Origin of the sequence: Streptomyces sp. P9-A2 (genome assembly GCF_036634175.1) — a bacterium.
In the GTDB taxonomy this organism is placed as follows: Bacteria; Actinomycetota; Actinomycetes; order Streptomycetales; family Streptomycetaceae; genus Streptomyces; species Streptomyces pratens.
Genome location: NZ_JAZIFX010000001.1, coordinates 3,846,885 through 3,863,097 on the forward strand (window position 1 = coordinate 3,846,885; position 16,213 = coordinate 3,863,097).

Consider the following 16,213-nt stretch of genomic DNA (forward strand, 5'->3'; position numbering starts at 1 on the left):
CCACGTGAGACCGGACGGGCACAGCGGCAGGCAGGGTGACGTGCAGGGCGGCGGGCAGGGACGGGGCGGCCAGGGCGGCATCCCGGACGGACTGCTGGTCGGGCTGCTCGCGTTCCTGCTCGGCATCACCCTGCTGGTGTGGACGGCCACGGGCCTCGCGGCCCTCTTCGCCCACGGCTCCTGGCCGTCCGGCGTCACCTTCACCGACACCCCGGTCGCCATACGGCACCTCGTCGCCGAACCCCACGACATCCCGGGCGCCTGGCCGGACACCCCGGCATCCGCCCTCTCGGGGTACGGGCTGTTCTGGGGCCTGTTCATCGGCCAGCTGATGCTGCTCGTCGTCCTCACCGTCTTCGTCCTGGGCACCCTGGCCCGCTGGCGGGCCGTACGGGCCCGGCAGAAGGCGGAGCGAGCGGCAGGACACGCGGCGGCCACGACCGCGGCAACGGCTGCGACATCGGCACCGGCACCGGCACCGGAGCCGATCCAGCACGAGGTACCGACCCCGAGAACGGCCCCCGAGCCCGTACGTGAACGGGGACGAGACCAGGAGACGGCGCCGCTGCCCGTCACCGCACCTGCCACGGCGCCGCCGCGGCAAGCCGCCCCCACCGAACCCCTCCCTCCCTCGACGGACCTGTCGAAGGCACCGGCCCTGTCGAAGGCGCCGGAGGTTCCGGGCGTGCCGGGCGTGCCGGAGGTGTCCCGCCCGGTGTTCTACGGCCCCCCGGACACCCGCCGCAGCACCGCCGCCGTGGCCGTACGGGACGCGGAGGGCCCCGCCCTCGTCCTCACCTCGGACCCCGCCCTCTGGGAGGAGACGAAGGACGGCCGGGCCAAGCTCGGCCCGACCCACCTCTACGACCCGATCCATCGCTGCGACACCCCGGCCCGTCTCCACTGGTCGCCCATCAGCGGCTGCGAGGACAAGGACACGGCCGTCGCGCGCGCCGTCGCCCTGCTGGCCCCGGTCCGTCCCGCCTCCCGGCTCGACCAGGCCGTCAGCGACACCGCCCAGCTCCTTCTGCGGAGCTATCTGCACGCCGCCGCCATCGACGGCCGTACCGTCCGCCACCTCCACCGCTGGGCGCAGGGCACCCAGGTCCAGGACGCCGTACGCATCCTGCGCACCCACCCGAAGGCCGCCCCCGGCGCCGCGGGCGAACTCGAGGCGACCCTCACCGCGTACCCCGAACGCCGGGACATCGCCCAGCAGCTGACGACGCGTGCGCTGTCGGCCCTGTCCACGGTCAACGTCCGTGAAGCCTGCACACCCAACCGAACTGATGCGCTCTCTTTGGATTCCTTTGTCCACGAAGGGGGCACGCTTTATGTGGTGGGTGAATCCATCGAGGATCCGCGCACCCATCCGGGTGCGATGCCGTTGCTGACGGCCCTCACCGCGAGCGTGGTCGAGCACGGCCGACGCATGGCCGAACGGTCATCCTTCGGTCGGCTCGACCCACCATTCACCCTGATCCTGGACGACGTGGCGGCCGTGGCCCCCCTCCCCCAGCTCCCGGACCTCCTCGCCACCGGCCCGGCCCGGGGCATGCCCACCCTGGCCCTCCTCCGCTCCCGGGAACAGGCCCGCTCCCGCTGGCCCCACGACGAACTCCCGTTGTAGGCACCGCAGGTCAGCGCTCGACGACCATCTCCAGCTCGTGCTCGTCCGGCTTCCCCGCCAGCGGCAGAGTGACCCCGCTCTCCACGAAGCCCGCCTTGCGGTAGAAGCCGAGGGCGCGCGCGTTGTCCGGGTGCACGATGAGCCGCACCCGCTCCAACCTCACCGCCCACGCCCACTCCAGTGCGGCCTCGAACAACGCCTTGGTCAGCCCGTTCCCCCGGTGCTCGGGCCGGACGAACACCCCGAAGAGATGCCCCTGCCGCCGCTCGACGGGAAACCCGGCCAGGTCCGTCGCACCGGGCTCCTCGACCAGCACGGCGACCGTCCCCACCCAGGCGCCGCCCGCCGTCTCGGCGATGAACTGCCGCATCCCGTCCGCACCCTCGGCCGCACGCGCCGTCCGCTCCTGCCAGTACGTGTCGGGCTGCGCCACCGCCTTCTCATACGTGTCCAGGAAGGCGATGTCCGCGACCGGGTCCCGCAGTGCGGTGAGCCGCAACCGCTTCAACGCGGTCCACTCTCCGGCTCGCACCGGCCGGATCACATAGTCCCGGAAAGCAGTGCCGAGCGCCGTCTCGGAACGCGTAGTACTCATACCGGCCCACCGTAGTACCGGGGTACCACCGCCCTCACCCGAATTACTGCCCGCGGTCCGACGTACTCCGGCCCCGCACGGACGAGCATCGAAGCCCGCGTGTTTCCCCGACGGACGGACCCACCACCATGGACCTCGTGGCGACGGACCAGAAAGCCCCCGCGGGAAAAGAAACCAGGCATCCGAAGGGCGAACGCGCCGCGGAGCCACTCACCCAGTACGTTCAGCGCGTCACCCGGCGGGTCCGCGCCTTCGACCGGCGTCACCCGCTGCCGTGGGACCTGCATGTCACCGGGTTCTGGGTGACCGCCGCCCTCATCGACGTCCTCGGCGGCGGCTGGCTCACCACCACCCACCACCCCGGCGCGCCGCGCTGGCTCCTCCTGACGCTCAGCCTCGGCCTCTCCGTCCCCCTCCTGCGGCGCCGCACGCACCCCGTCACGGTCCTGCTCGCCATGGCCCCGTTCGCGCTGGTCAACGCCTGGACCGGCACCGCCCTCCAAGCGGCCCTGCTGCAACTCGTCGCCGTCTACCATGTCGCCCTGCGCCTCCCCCTGCGCAACCTGTGGTGGATGACCGCCCTCGTCCTCACCCCGGCCGCGGTCTCCGCGGCCCGCCACGGGGAGGAGGGTGCCTGGAGCCGGCAGATCGGCTCGCAGCTGACGTCCCTCGTCGTGGTGGCCCTCATCGGCATCACCGTCCGCACCCGGCAGAACCACACGGAGGCCCTGGAGGACCGCGCCCGCCGCCTCGAGACCGAACGCGACCAGCAGGCCCAGCTCGCCACCGCCGCGGAACGCGCCCGTATCGCCCGCGAGATGCACGACATCATCGGCCACAACCTCTCCGTCATCACCGGCCTGGCCGACGGCGGCAAGTACGCGGCCACCAAGTCCCCGGAACGCGCCGCCCAAGCACTCGACGCCATCGGCACCACCAGTCGCCAGGCCATGAGCGAACTCCGCCGCCTCCTGGACGTCCTCCGGGACGACGAGGCCGGCCGTCACCCCGCCGAACTGACGCCCCAGCCCACCCTCACCGACCTCGAACAGCTCATCAACGGCGTCCGCGCCGCGGGCCTCCCCGTCCACACCACGGTCGAAGGCCGGGCCGACCTCCCCGCCGGCCGCCAGCTCACCGTCTACCGCGTCATCCAGGAAGCCCTCACCAACGCCCTCAAGCACGCCGGCCCGAACACCACCGCCGAGATCACCCTCGTCCACGGCGGCCAGGGCGCCGTCACGGCCACGATCACCGACACCGGAACAGCCGGAACAGCCGGGGAGGCCACTCCCGCCGACGGCCGCGGCCTCCCCGGAATGCGTGAACGAACCGCCCTGTACGGCGGCACACTTGAGGCCGGCCCACGCCCCCACCCCGAACAGGGCTGGCGCGTCCACCTGTACCTCCCGGAGGAAACCCCGCAGTGACCACCGTCCTCATAGCCGACGACCAGCCCCTCCAGCGCTTCGGCTTCCGCATGCTGCTGGAGAGCCAGGACGACATGACGGTCCTCGGCGAGGCGTCCGGCGGCAGCGAAGCGGTCCGCATGACAGCCGAACTGCACCCCGACGTCGTCCTGATGGACATCCGCATGCCCGGCATGGACGGCATCGAGGCCACCCGCCACATCGTCGCCGCCGGCGACCGCACCCGCGTCCTCATCCTCACCACGTTCGACCTCGACAAGTACGCCTACGCAGGCCTCCGCGCCGGCGCCTCCGGCTTCCTCGTCAAGGACGCCCAGCCGGAGGAACTCCTCTCCGGCATCCGCTCCGTGGCCACCGGTGACGCGGTCGTCGCCCCCGGCCTGACCCGCCGTCTCCTGGACGCCTACGCCCACCACCTGCCGACGTCCACCCACCAGGACCCCACCACGCCCACGAGCCCGTACACCGACCCCCGACTGAACACCCTCACCGAGCGCGAACGCGAGATCCTCACCGTCATCGGCCAGGGCTGGACCAACACGGAGATCGCCACCCGCCTCCACCTCGCCGAATCAACGGTGAAGACCCACGTCAGCCGCGTCCTCGCGAAGACGGGCTCGAGGGACCGCGTCCAGGCAGTGATCCTGGCCTACGACACCAAGCTGGTGGAGCCGTCATAAAAACGGCTCCAAACGCAGGAAAGCCCCGTGCCGGTGGCACGGGGCTTTCCCATTCAAGAATTGTTCGGCGGCGTCCTACTCTCCCACAGGGTCCCCCCTGCAGTACCATCGGCGCAATAAGGCTTAGCTTCCGGGTTCGGAATGTAACCGGGCGTTTCCCCTACGCTATGACCACCGAAACACTATGAAACAGACAACAACCGCACCACGCCAAGTACGTGGGGTCGTTCGTGGTTTCAGAACCAACACAGTGGACGCGAGCAACTGAGGACAAGCCCTCGGCCTATTAGTACCGGTCAACTCCACACGTTACCGTGCTTCCATATCCGGCCTATCAACCCAGTCGTCTACTGGGAGCCTTACCCCATCAAGTGGGTGGGAGTCCTCATCTCGAAGCAGGCTTCCCGCTTAGATGCTTTCAGCGGTTATCCCTCCCGAACGTAGCCAACCAGCCATGCCCTTGGCAGGACAACTGGCACACCAGAGGTTCGTCCGTCCCGGTCCTCTCGTACTAGGGACAGCCCTTCTCAAGACTCCTGCGCGCGCAGCGGATAGGGACCGAACTGTCTCACGACGTTCTAAACCCAGCTCGCGTACCGCTTTAATGGGCGAACAGCCCAACCCTTGGGACCGACTCCAGCCCCAGGATGCGACGAGCCGACATCGAGGTGCCAAACCATCCCGTCGATATGGACTCTTGGGGAAGATCAGCCTGTTATCCCCGGGGTACCTTTTATCCGTTGAGCGACGGCGCTTCCACAAGCCACCGCCGGATCACTAGTCCCGACTTTCGTCCCTGCTCGACCCGTCGGTCTCACAGTCAAGCTCCCTTGTGCACTTACACTCAACACCTGATTACCAACCAGGCTGAGGGAACCTTTGGGCGCCTCCGTTACTCTTTAGGAGGCAACCGCCCCAGTTAAACTACCCATCAGACACTGTCCCTGATCCGGATCACGGACCCAGGTTAGACATCCAGCACGACCAGACTGGTATTTCAACGACGACTCCCCCACCACTGGCGTGATGGGTTCACAGTCTCCCAGCTATCCTACACAAGCCGAACCGAACACCAATATCAAACTGTAGTAAAGGTCCCGGGGTCTTTCCGTCCTGCTGCGCGAAACGAGCATCTTTACTCGTAGTGCAATTTCACCGGGCCTATGGTTGAGACAGTCGAGAAGTCGTTACGCCATTCGTGCAGGTCGGAACTTACCCGACAAGGAATTTCGCTACCTTAGGATGGTTATAGTTACCACCGCCGTTTACTGGCGCTTAAGTTCTCAGCCTCGCCACCCCGAAGAGTGACTAACCGGTCCCCTTAACGTTCCAGCACCGGGCAGGCGTCAGTCCGTATACATCGCCTTACGGCTTCGCACGGACCTGTGTTTTTAGTAAACAGTCGCTTCTCGCTGGTCTCTGCGGCCACACCCAGCTCACCGAGTAAATCGGATCACCGGACATGGCCCCCCTTCTCCCGAAGTTACGGGGGCATTTTGCCGAGTTCCTTAACCATAGTTCACCCGAACGCCTCGGTATTCTCTACCTGACTACCTGAGTCGGTTTAGGGTACGGGCCGCCATGAAACTCGCTAGAGGCTTTTCTCGACAGCATAGGATCATCCACTTCGCCACAATCGGCTCGGCATCGGGTCTCACCCCCATGTCATCCGGATTTACCTGGATGACGGGCTACACCCTTACCCCGGGACTACCACCGCCCGGGCTGGACTACCTTCCTGCGTCACCCCATCACTCACCTACTACAAGTCTGGTCCGCCGGCTCCACCACTTTCCTTTCCCCGAAGGGTCCGGAACGGCTTCACGGGCTTAGCATCGCCTGATTCAATGTTTGACGCTTCACAGCGGGTACCGGAATATCAACCGGTTATCCATCGACTACGCCTGTCGGCCTCGCCTTAGGTCCCGACTTACCCTGGGCAGATCAGCTTGACCCAGGAACCCTTAGTCAATCGGCGCACACGTTTCTCACGTGTGTATCGCTACTCATGCCTGCATTCTCACTCGTCAACCGTCCACCACTGCCTTCCGGCGCGGCTTCACCCGGCAGACGACGCTCCCCTACCCATCACAGCGGGCGTTGGCCCTATAGCTGCAATGACACGACTTCGGCGGTACGCTTGAGCCCCGCTACATTGTCGGCGCGGAATCACTAGACCAGTGAGCTATTACGCACTCTTTCAAGGGTGGCTGCTTCTAAGCCAACCTCCTGGTTGTCTGTGCGACTCCACATCCTTTTCCACTTAGCGTACGCTTGGGGGCCTTAGTCGATGCTCTGGGCTGTTTCCCTCTCGACCATGGAGCTTATCCCCCACAGTCTCACTGCCGCGCTCTCACTTACCGGCATTCGGAGTTTGGCTAAGGTCAGTAACCCGGTAGGGCCCATCGCCTATCCAGTGCTCTACCTCCGGCAAGAAACACGCGACGCTGCACCTAAATGCATTTCGGGGAGAACCAGCTATCACGGAGTTTGATTGGCCTTTCACCCCTAACCACAGGTCATCCCCCAGGTTTTCAACCCTGGTGGGTTCGGTCCTCCACGAAGTCTTACCTCCGCTTCAACCTGCCCATGGCTAGATCACTCCGCTTCGGGTCTTGAGCATGCTACTGAGACGCCCTGTTCGGACTCGCTTTCGCTACGGCTTCCCCACCCGGGTTAACCTCGCAACACACCGCAAACTCGCAGGCTCATTCTTCAAAAGGCACGCAGTCACGAGAATGAGGCAAGCCTCATTCCGACGCTCCCACGGCTTGTAGGCACACGGTTTCAGGTACTATTTCACTCCGCTCCCGCGGTACTTTTCACCATTCCCTCACGGTACTATCCGCTATCGGTCACCAGGGAATATTTAGGCTTGGCGGGTGGTCCCGCCGGATTCACACGGGATTTCTCGGGCCCCGTGCTACTTGGGTGTCTCTCAAACGAGCCGTTGACGTTTCGGCTACGGGGGTCTTACCCTCTGCGCCGGACCTTTCGCATGTCCTTCGCCTACATCAACGGTTTCTGACTCGTCTCATGGCCGGCAGACCATGAAGAGAGATCCCACAACCCCGTAGGCGCAACCCCTGCCGGGTCTTGCACGCCTACGGTTTGGCCTCATCCGGTTTCGCTCGCCACTACTCCCGGAATCACGGTTGTTTTCTCTTCCTGCGGGTACTGAGATGTTTCACTTCCCCGCGTTCCCTCCGCATACCCTATGTGTTCAGGTATGGGTGACAGCCCATGACGACTGCCGGGTTTCCCCATTCGGACACCCCCGGATCAAAGTCTGGTTGACGACTCCCCGGGGACTATCGTGGCCTCCCACGTCCTTCATCGGTTCCTGGTGCCAAGGCATCCACCGTGCGCCCTTAAAAACTTGGCCACAGATGCTCGCGTCCACTGTGCAGTTCTCAAACAACGACCGACCACCCGTCACACACCGCTTGCGCGGTGCTGTACCGGGGTCGGCATCGAGGAGCGGGCCTTGCGGCCGTGCCCTCAGACACCCAACAGCGTGCCCGGCCGGTTCCCGTCCGAAGATCATGCTTTCCACGCCCCGGTGAGGGGGCAGTACTGGCAGGCCTTCGGCCCGGGGCAACCGGCCGAATAATCAACGTTCCACCCATGAGCAACCAGCACCGGACGTACGCCGGTGTACTGGCCTCTGACCGGGCAGGCCCGGTAAGAAGTGCTCCTTAGAAAGGAGGTGATCCAGCCGCACCTTCCGGTACGGCTACCTTGTTACGACTTCGTCCCAATCGCCAGTCCCACCTTCGACGGCTCCCTCCCCGCAAGGGGGTTGGGCCACCGGCTTCGGGTGTTACCGACTTTCGTGACGTGACGGGCGGTGTGTACAAGGCCCGGGAACGTATTCACCGCAGCAATGCTGATCTGCGATTACTAGCAACTCCGACTTCATGGGGTCGAGTTGCAGACCCCAATCCGAACTGAGACCGGCTTTTTGAGATTCGCTCCACCTTGCGGTATCGCAGCTCATTGTACCGGCCATTGTAGCACGTGTGCAGCCCAAGACATAAGGGGCATGATGACTTGACGTCGTCCCCACCTTCCTCCGAGTTGACCCCGGCGGTCTTCTGTGAGTCCCCATCACCCCCGAAGGGGCATGCTGGCAACACAGAACAAGGGTTGCGCTCGTTGCGGGACTTAACCCAACATCTCACGACACGAGCTGACGACAGCCATGCACCACCTGTACACCGACCACAAGGGGGCGCCTGTCTCCAGACGTTTCCGGTGTATGTCAAGCCTTGGTAAGGTTCTTCGCGTTGCGTCGAATTAAGCCACATGCTCCGCTGCTTGTGCGGGCCCCCGTCAATTCCTTTGAGTTTTAGCCTTGCGGCCGTACTCCCCAGGCGGGGAACTTAATGCGTTAGCTGCGGCACCGACGACGTGGAATGTCGCCAACACCTAGTTCCCACCGTTTACGGCGTGGACTACCAGGGTATCTAATCCTGTTCGCTCCCCACGCTTTCGCTCCTCAGCGTCAGTATCGGCCCAGAGATCCGCCTTCGCCACCGGTGTTCCTCCTGATATCTGCGCATTTCACCGCTACACCAGGAATTCCGATCTCCCCTACCGAACTCTAGCCTGCCCGTATCGACTGCAGACCCGGGGTTAAGCCCCGGGCTTTCACAACCGACGCGACAAGCCGCCTACGAGCTCTTTACGCCCAATAATTCCGGACAACGCTCGCGCCCTACGTATTACCGCGGCTGCTGGCACGTAGTTAGCCGGCGCTTCTTCTGCAGGTACCGTCACTTTCGCTTCTTCCCTGCTGAAAGAGGTTTACAACCCGAAGGCCGTCATCCCTCACGCGGCGTCGCTGCATCAGGCTTTCGCCCATTGTGCAATATTCCCCACTGCTGCCTCCCGTAGGAGTCTGGGCCGTGTCTCAGTCCCAGTGTGGCCGGTCGCCCTCTCAGGCCGGCTACCCGTCGTCGCCTTGGTGAGCCGTTACCTCACCAACAAGCTGATAGGCCGCGGGCTCATCCCTCACCGCCGGAGCTTTCAACCCCCGTCCATGCGGACGCGGATATTATCCGGTATTAGACCCCGTTTCCAGGGCTTGTCCCGAAGTGAGGGGCAGATTGCCCACGTGTTACTCACCCGTTCGCCACTAATCCCCACCGAAGTGGTTCATCGTTCGACTTGCATGTGTTAAGCACGCCGCCAGCGTTCGTCCTGAGCCAGGATCAAACTCTCCGTGAATGCTTTCCCGGCGGTGTCCGGTTAAGGACTGCCGGAAGAACACACACGAGAGCGGAACGGTCGGGCGGAATAGGCCCGGCCGTTCACAGCGTCCTCGCTGTGTTTTTTCAAAGGAACCTCGCCCCGGCCGTGGGCCGGGAACGGGGTATCAACATAATCTGGCGTTGATTTTTGGCACGCTGTTGAGTTCTCAAGGAACGGACGCTTCCTTTGTACTCACCCTCTCGGGCTTTCCTCCGGGCGCTTCCCTTCGGTCTTGCGTTTCCGACTCTATCAGATCTTTGTGATCCGGTTTCCTCGGGGTTTCGCCTTCCGGGTTTCCGCTTTTCGCGTTTCCCTTTCCGGCGACTCCGACTCTATCAGATCTTTTTCTTTCGACCTGACCCCCAGTCAGCGGGGTTCGTCTTTCCGGCTGTTGGGCCGTTCCGACGTCTCAAACCTTAGCGGACTCCCTCGCCGCTTCTCAAATCGGAGCCGTTCGGTTCCGATTCAGATGGCGGCATCCCTGCGAATTGAATTCGGGCATACCGAAAGCAGTCCGCTGGGGAGATCGTGCTGGTGGTTTTGAGTGCCGCTCTCGCGGCGGAAGTGTTGCCGGAGAACCGTTACGGCTCGATGGCAACTCGAAGAACTTTACGGGTCTGGTTGGGGGAAGTCAAGCGCCCCCTGTCAAGATCTTTTTGGCCGTTCGCGGCTCCGGAGCTCGCGAGGGCCAGGCCGTCGGTCCAGGCCGTCAGTCCAGGTCGGCGAGGCGGCCGCCTGCGTCGGGCTGGGCGTCCTCCACCCTGCGCAGGAGGCGGGTGAGCACTTCACCCAGGGTGATCCGCTCGTCCGGCGAGAGGTCCTGGAGCAGGTCCTCCTCGAAGACCGTCGCCATGCGCATCACCTCGAGCCACTTCTCGCGGCCGGCGGGTGTCGCCTCGACGATGACCCGGACCCGGTTCGTCTCGTCGCGTTCCCGGTTGACGAGGCCTTCGGCGACCATGCGGTCGATCCGGTGGGTCATGGCGGCCGGTGTGAGGCCGAGTCGCTTGGCCAGGTCGCTGGGGCCCATGCGGTACGGGGCGCCGGACAGGACGAGGGCCTTGAGGACCTCCCAGTCGGCGTTGGTGATACCGAGCTCGGCGGTCTGACGGCCGTAGGCGACGTTCATCCGGCGGTTCAGCCGGGACAGCGCGGAGACGATCTTCTCGACCTGGGGGTCGAGGTCCTGGAACTCGCGCTGGTACGCGGCGATCTGCTCTTCGAGTGTCGGCTCGCTGAGGCCGGAGGTGTCGCCCATGGCCCGCAGTATGGCATGCCGTCCTTCACTCTGAAGCCCTTCGCATTGAAGCTGTTCGGCGTGTACTCTTCACCTTCGAACTTTAGCTTCTAAGTCTTCACTACTAACTTACAAGAGAGGGTGAACGTGACCAGGGCGATGGGCGCTGCGATGCGCCGGATCCACGTGGGCAACGCACTCAGTGCGTTCGGCCTCGGCTTCACCGTCCCCTACCTGTACGTCTATGTGGCGCAGGTACGAGGACTCGGGGCCGTGACGGCGGGGCTGGTGCTCGCCGTGTTCGCGGTGGCCGCACTGATCGTGCTGCCGTTCGCCGGACGGGCCATCGTCCGGCGGGGTCCGCTGCCGGTACTGCTCGTCGCCCTGGTCACGGCCGCCGTCGGGGCGCTGAGCCTGGGGCTGTCGAGCGGTGCGTCGAGCGTGCTGGTGTCGGCCGCGCTGCTCGGAGCCGGCCAGGCCGTGACGCAGCCGGCGCTGGCGACGATGATCGTGGACTGCTCCACGGTGGAGACCCGGTCACGTGCGTTCGCCATGCAGTTCTTCCTGCAGAACCTCGGGCTCGGGGTCGGCGGTCTCATCGGCGGACACCTCGTCGACACGACCAGGGCCTCCTCCTTCACCATGCTGTTCTCGATCGAGGCGGCGATGTTCCTGCTGCTGGTCGTGGTGATGGCGACGGTGCGAATGCCGCGCTCGCCGCGTATCGAGGGTGCTCCGGCTCCGTCGGCCAAGGGCAGCTGGAAGCAGCTGATGGGCAACCGGGCCATGGTGCAGCTGTGCGTGCTGGGCTTCGTGCTGTTCTTCGCCTGCTACGGCCAGTTCGAGTCGGGACTGAGCGCGTACGGGGTCGAGGCGGTCGGTATCTCGACGTCGACGCTGGGGACGGCGCTGGCGGCGAACACGCTGGCCATCGTTCTCGCGCAGTTCGTGGTGCTGCGGTTCGTGGAGCGCCGCAGCCGTACGCGCGTGATCGCGTCGGTGGGGCTGCTCTGGGCCGTGGCGTGGGCCGTGGCCGGGTACGCGGGCCTGGGTAACGGCAGCCAGGCGATGGCGACCGCCGCCTTCATCTCGACGTACGCCCTGTTCGGGCTCGGTGAGTCGATGCTGTCGCCGACGCTCGCGCCGCTGGTCGCGGATCTCGCGCCGGAAGGGCTGGCGGGTCAGTACAACTCGGCGTTCGCCCTGGTGAAGCAGCTCGCGCTGGCCATCGGTCCGGCGGTGGGCGGGCCGATGGGGGCCTCGCTGCACGGGCCGTACATCGTGGTCTTCGTGTTGTTCTCACTGGCGATCACGGTGCTCGCGCTGCGGTTGGGCCGACAGCTCACCCAGGTGCAGGACCGGCCGTCCGTGGCACGGAGCCTGGTGGTCACCCAGGGCGGCGCCCCGGCGGGCCAGTCCCCGGCGCACGTCTGAGACCGGCACGCATCTCTGAGCCCGGCGCTGCGTGTCCGGGACCGGCGCCGCACGGCGCACCGCTCCCCAGGACCTGCCCTGACGACCTCACCCGCGATGGGGAGTGAATCGGCGAGCGGCGTCATGCGGCTTCGCATCCAAGGCGGAGGAGGAAGTGAGGGCGGAACCGTCGCGACCGACGACCACGCCGGAGGCGAAGCCGCAGGGCGTCGGGAACCCGCTCGCCATCGCGGGTGAGGTCGTAAGGTCTGTCCGGCGGACCAAGTCGGAGGCAATCGGCGGTATCCGTCCAGCCGGGGTGAGTGGGGTCATGGGGGTCCCCCTGTTCATGGGGGACCCTGCTCGAAGAGCTTGGGGGAGAGCGTGCCGGCCCCCACGTCTCCGGCATGACCCGCCGGACCGGCCCTAGGGAGCGACCGGTTTCGGCAGGGCGAACTCGCACCAGACGGCCTTGCCGCCGCCCGGGGTGCGCCGGCTTCCCCAGTTGGAGGCGATCGTGGCGACGATGGCGATGCCCCGGCCGGACTCGTCTGCGGGTTCCGCGCGGCGGCGCCTCGGCAGGTGGTCGTCGCCGTCGGTGACCTCGACGATCAGCCGGCGGTCGGTGCGGCGCAGGCGCAGACGCATGGGCGGGATGCCGTGCTGGAGGGAGTTGGCGACCAGTTCACTGGCGGCCAGGACGCCCAGGTCGTGCAGATCGGCGGAGAAGCGCCAGCTGGTGAGCACGCCGGAGGCGAAGGCACGCGCGCGCGGTGCCGCTTCGACGCCGCCCAGCAGCTCCAGGGCGGCGTTGTGGAACAGCTCGCTCTCCGGGCCCGTGCGGGCGGGGTGCTGGAGCACCAGCACGGCGACGTCGTCGTCATGTTCCGGGGTCACGCCCGCCGAGCGGACCAGACGGTCGCAGATCACCTGGGGGGTGCCGGTCGCACCGGCCAGGGCACGCTCCAGAGCGGCGATGCCCTCGTCCAGGTCCTCGTTGCGGCGCTCGACCAGGCCGTCCGTGTAGAGGACGGCGGTGGAGCCGGGGCTCAGCGGGATCGACCCGGAGGAGTGCATCCAGCCGCCGGTGCCGAGCGGAGGGCCGGTCGGTTCGTCGGCGCGCTGGACGGTGCCCTGCTCGTCGCGGACCAGGATGGGCAGGTGGCCGGCGGAGGCGTAGACGAGGGTGCCCTCGTTGGGGTCGTGGATGGCGTACACGCAGGTGGCGATCTGGTTGGCGTCGATCTCCATGGCAAGGCCGTCGAGCAGCTGGAGGATCTCGTGCGGGGGGAGGTCGAGGCGAGCGTAGGCGCGTACCGCCGTGCGGAGCTGGCCCATGACGGCCGCCGCGCGGACGCCCCGGCCCATGACGTCGCCGATGACCAGGGCGGTGCGCCCGCCGCCGAGGGTGATCACGTCGTACCAGTCGCCGCCGACGGCGGCCTCGGTGCCGCCGGGGTGGTAGGTGGCGGCGACCCGCAGGTCGTCGGGCTCCTCGAGCTCCTGCGGGAGCAGCGAGCGCTGGAGGGTGACGGCGGTCTCGCGCTGGCGGCGCTCGCTCGCGCGCAGGCGTTCGGCGGCCTCGGCGTGGTCGGTGACGTCGGTGGCGAAGATCAGCACACCGCTGCCGTCGCCCTGGGTGGCCGGGGTGCAGGTGAAGGTGTAGGAGCGGCCGTCGGGGGCCTTGCGGGACTTGACCGTGCGGGGCTTTCCGCTGCGCAGGACCTGGTCGAGGAGGGGCAACAGGCCGAGTTCGTCGAGCTCCGGGAGCGCTCCCCGCGCGGGGGCGCCGATCGGGCGGGCGCCGAAGGCGGCCGTGTAGGCGCCGTTGACGTAGGCGGTGCGGTGGTCCGGGCCGTGCACCAGGGCGACGAGGGAGGGGACGTGGTCGAGGACCTCGCGCACCCTGAGGTCGTCGACGGCGGGCACGGGCCGTGCATGCTCGACGGCTTGTTCGGCGCGGGCCGTGGGCACGGAGCCCTCCCCCCGCCGGTCCGGAGAGACCGCGTGCTCGCCGCGCGCCGCGGCGCGGCGTTGCGTTCCGGGGAGCCGGGCGCTCCAGCGGGTGAAGTTCACGAATCCTTGCCTCGTGTCGTGGTCGGCGGCCGGGAGACGGGGCCGGCCGGGGCCCCGGGGCCGCACCGGGAACGGGCAGCCGCCCGCCCTCGGTGGTGGACCAGTCTGGCAGGCTGCCGACCGGCCCGGCATCCGTCAGACGTCGGGCCGGTCCGTGGAGTTCCTGGATACGGTCAGGACGACCCCTTCGGGTTGTCCGGGGGGTCCTGAGAAGCCTTTCCACCGGCCGCGAGTTCGAACTCGGCCCGCGGGTGTTCGAGTGAACCCAGGGAGACGATCTCCCGTTTGAAGAGCCCGGCGAGGGTCCATTCGGCGGCCACGCGCGCCTTGCGGTTGAAGGTGGGGACGCGGCTCAGGTGGTAGGTGCGGTGCATGAGCCAGGCGGGGTAGCCCTTGATCTTGCGCCCGTAGACGTGGGCGACGCCCTTGTGCAGTCCCAGGGAGGCGACCGACCCGGCGTACGAGTGGGCGTACGTCTGAAGGGGTTCGCCGCGCAGGGAGTGCGCGATGTTGTCGGCGAGGACCTTCGCCTGACGGAGCGCGTGCTGCGCGTTGGGGGCGCATTCCCGGCCGGGTTCCCCGGCGGTGGCGTCGGGGACGGCGGCGGCGTCGCCCGCGGCCCACGCGTGCGGGGCGCCCTCGACGGCGAGTTCGGCGGTGCACCGCAGCCGTCCGCGTTCGTCGCGCGCCAGGTCGGTGGCGGCGAGGACGGGGTGCGGTTTGACGCCGGCGGTCCATACGACGGTGCGGGTGGGGAAGCGGGCACCGTCGCTGAGTACGGCGACGCGGCCGGTACAGGACTCCAGGCGGGTCTCCAGGCGTACGTCGATGTTGCGGCGGCGCAGTTCGCTGACCGTGTAGCGGCCCATCTCCTCGCCGACCTCGGGCAGGATGCGGTTCGAGGCCTCGACGAGGATCCACTTCATGTCCGCGGGGCGGAGGTTGTGGTAGTACCGCGTGGCGTAGCGGGCCATGTCCTCCAGCTCGCCGAGCGCCTCGACGCCCGCGTAGCCGCCGCCGACGAAGACGAAGGTGAGGGCGGCGTCACGGATCGCGGGGTCGCGGGTGGAGGAGGCGATGTCCATCTGTTCGAGGACGTGGTTGCGCAGCCCGATGGCCTCCTCGACGGTCTTGAAGCCGATGGCGTGGTCGGCGAGACCGGGAATCGGCAGGGTGCGCGAGACGGAGCCGGGTGCGAGGACGAGTTCGTCGTAGACAACCGCCCGGCCTCCATCGCCCTTCTCGCCGTCGGCGAGGGTGGTGACGGTGGCGACGCGGGCTGCGTGGTCGATGGCGGAGGCCTCGCCGATGACGATGTGGCACCGGTCCAGGACACGACGCAGCGGTACGACCACATGACGAGGAGAAATGGCACCGGCGGCCGCTTCGGGGAGGAACGGCTGGTACGTCATGTACGGGTCGGGGGTGACCACGGTGATCTCGGCCGCGCCCCGGGCGAGTTCCCGTTTCAGCTTCCGCTGCAGGCGCAGGGCCGTGTACATCCCGACATAGCCGCCACCGACAACGAGAATGCGCGCACGTTCCTTCACCCTCCCATGACGCACCCGCCGCCTGCGTTTGTCCACAGCCCCGACGAATTGTGTGACTGGAGGCGGTGGGCGCGCCGAGCAGCCCGGACTCCCGGAGCGAACGATATATGCGCAGGTCAGCAGCTCTTTCCCGACACTTCTCCCGGGGTACATACGGGATCAATGCGCCCCGTACTCCGATCGGGGGGCGCTCCGTGCGGAACCTGCCCCTTCTGAATTGACTTCCTCTCAACTATGTTCGTACGTCGACGGGGTGTAGGGGGATGCGCTCATTCGGGTCCGCGACGGGCGGATCCGGCCACCGGGCATGTTTCTCGAGCCCCGGCCATCTATGGCGGGGAGTCTC

Annotated in this window: 8 protein-coding genes and 3 rRNA genes; 4 read left to right on the forward strand and 7 right to left on the reverse strand. The window is 66.7% G+C overall.

All coding sequences use genetic code 11. The features are described 5' to 3' along the window. The first annotated feature begins 4 nt into the window (after positions 1-4). Positions 5-1,630 carry a type VI secretion protein gene (locus V4Y04_RS17465; protein WP_443080038.1) on the forward strand — a complete coding sequence of 542 codons (1,626 nt, stop codon included), beginning with the start codon at positions 5-7 and terminating at the stop codon, positions 1,628-1,630. 10 nt (positions 1,631-1,640) lie between these two features. Here the strand turns inward: V4Y04_RS17465 and V4Y04_RS17470 are convergent, their stop codons facing one another. After that, entirely contained in the window at positions 1,641-2,225 is a 585-nt protein-coding gene (locus V4Y04_RS17470; RefSeq protein WP_332429079.1) for a GNAT family N-acetyltransferase, read from the reverse strand. Between the two features lie 128 nt (positions 2,226-2,353). Here V4Y04_RS17470 and V4Y04_RS17475 point away from each other — a divergent pair, with 128 nt between their 5' ends. Then, positions 2,354-3,655 (forward strand): sensor histidine kinase, encoded by a 1,302-nt coding sequence (locus tag V4Y04_RS17475; protein WP_332429081.1) that lies wholly within the window; start codon positions 2,354-2,356, stop codon positions 3,653-3,655. Beyond that, positions 3,652-4,335 (forward strand): response regulator transcription factor, encoded by a 684-nt coding sequence (locus tag V4Y04_RS17480; protein WP_332429083.1) that lies wholly within the window; start codon positions 3,652-3,654, stop codon positions 4,333-4,335. Before V4Y04_RS17475 ends, V4Y04_RS17480 begins: the two co-directional genes overlap by 4 nt. 62 nt (positions 4,336-4,397) lie before the next feature. On the opposite strand, the gene rrf is transcribed toward V4Y04_RS17480, so the two are convergent. From rrf to V4Y04_RS17500, 4 genes are all read right to left on the reverse strand, one after another. Then, a 5S ribosomal RNA gene (rrf, locus tag V4Y04_RS17485) occupies positions 4,398-4,514 on the reverse strand. 87 nt (positions 4,515-4,601) lie between these two features. Then, positions 4,602-7,720 (reverse strand): 23S ribosomal RNA (locus V4Y04_RS17490). 317 nt (positions 7,721-8,037) lie between these two features. Further along, positions 8,038-9,567: ribosomal RNA gene (locus V4Y04_RS17495) — 16S ribosomal RNA — on the reverse strand. Together the 16S, 23S and 5S rRNA genes form the textbook arrangement of a ribosomal RNA operon. A gap of 733 nt (positions 9,568-10,300) precedes the next feature. Then, on the reverse strand, positions 10,301-10,849 hold the full coding sequence (locus V4Y04_RS17500; RefSeq protein ID WP_332429085.1) for a MarR family winged helix-turn-helix transcriptional regulator: 549 nt from the start codon (positions 10,847-10,849) through the stop codon (positions 10,301-10,303). A 138-nt stretch (positions 10,850-10,987) separates the two neighbouring features. Between V4Y04_RS17500 and V4Y04_RS17505 the strand changes: the two genes are divergently transcribed. After that, entirely contained in the window at positions 10,988-12,262 is a 1,275-nt protein-coding gene (locus V4Y04_RS17505) for an MFS transporter (protein WP_332432887.1), read from the forward strand. A gap of 405 nt (positions 12,263-12,667) precedes the next feature. On the opposite strand, the gene V4Y04_RS17510 is transcribed toward V4Y04_RS17505, so the two are convergent. Together V4Y04_RS17510 and V4Y04_RS17515 are read right to left on the reverse strand one after the other, a co-directional pair. After that, entirely contained in the window at positions 12,668-14,317 is a 1,650-nt protein-coding gene (locus tag V4Y04_RS17510) for an ATP-binding SpoIIE family protein phosphatase (protein ID WP_332429086.1), read from the reverse strand. A gap of 173 nt (positions 14,318-14,490) precedes the next feature. After that, positions 14,491-15,867: an NAD(P)/FAD-dependent oxidoreductase gene (locus V4Y04_RS17515; RefSeq protein ID WP_332429087.1), complete on the reverse strand. Its 1,377-nt coding sequence runs from the start codon at positions 15,865-15,867 to the stop codon at positions 14,491-14,493. Between the last annotated feature and the right edge of the window lie 346 nt (positions 15,868-16,213).

Excerpts from the sequence above, each read along its gene's own strand:
- V4Y04_RS17475 (WP_332429081.1), top strand. The coding sequence starts at position 2,354 with ATGGACCTCGTGGCGACGGACCAGAAAGCCCCCGCGGGAAAAGAAACC.
- V4Y04_RS17505 (WP_332432887.1), top strand. The coding sequence starts at position 10,988 with ATGGGCGCTGCGATGCGCCGGATCCACGTGGGCAACGCACTCAGTGCG.
- V4Y04_RS17500 (WP_332429085.1), bottom strand. The coding sequence starts at position 10,849 with ATGGGCGACACCTCCGGCCTCAGCGAGCCGACACTCGAAGAGCAGATC.
- V4Y04_RS17470 (WP_332429079.1), bottom strand. The coding sequence starts at position 2,225 with ATGAGTACTACGCGTTCCGAGACGGCGCTCGGCACTGCTTTCCGGGAC.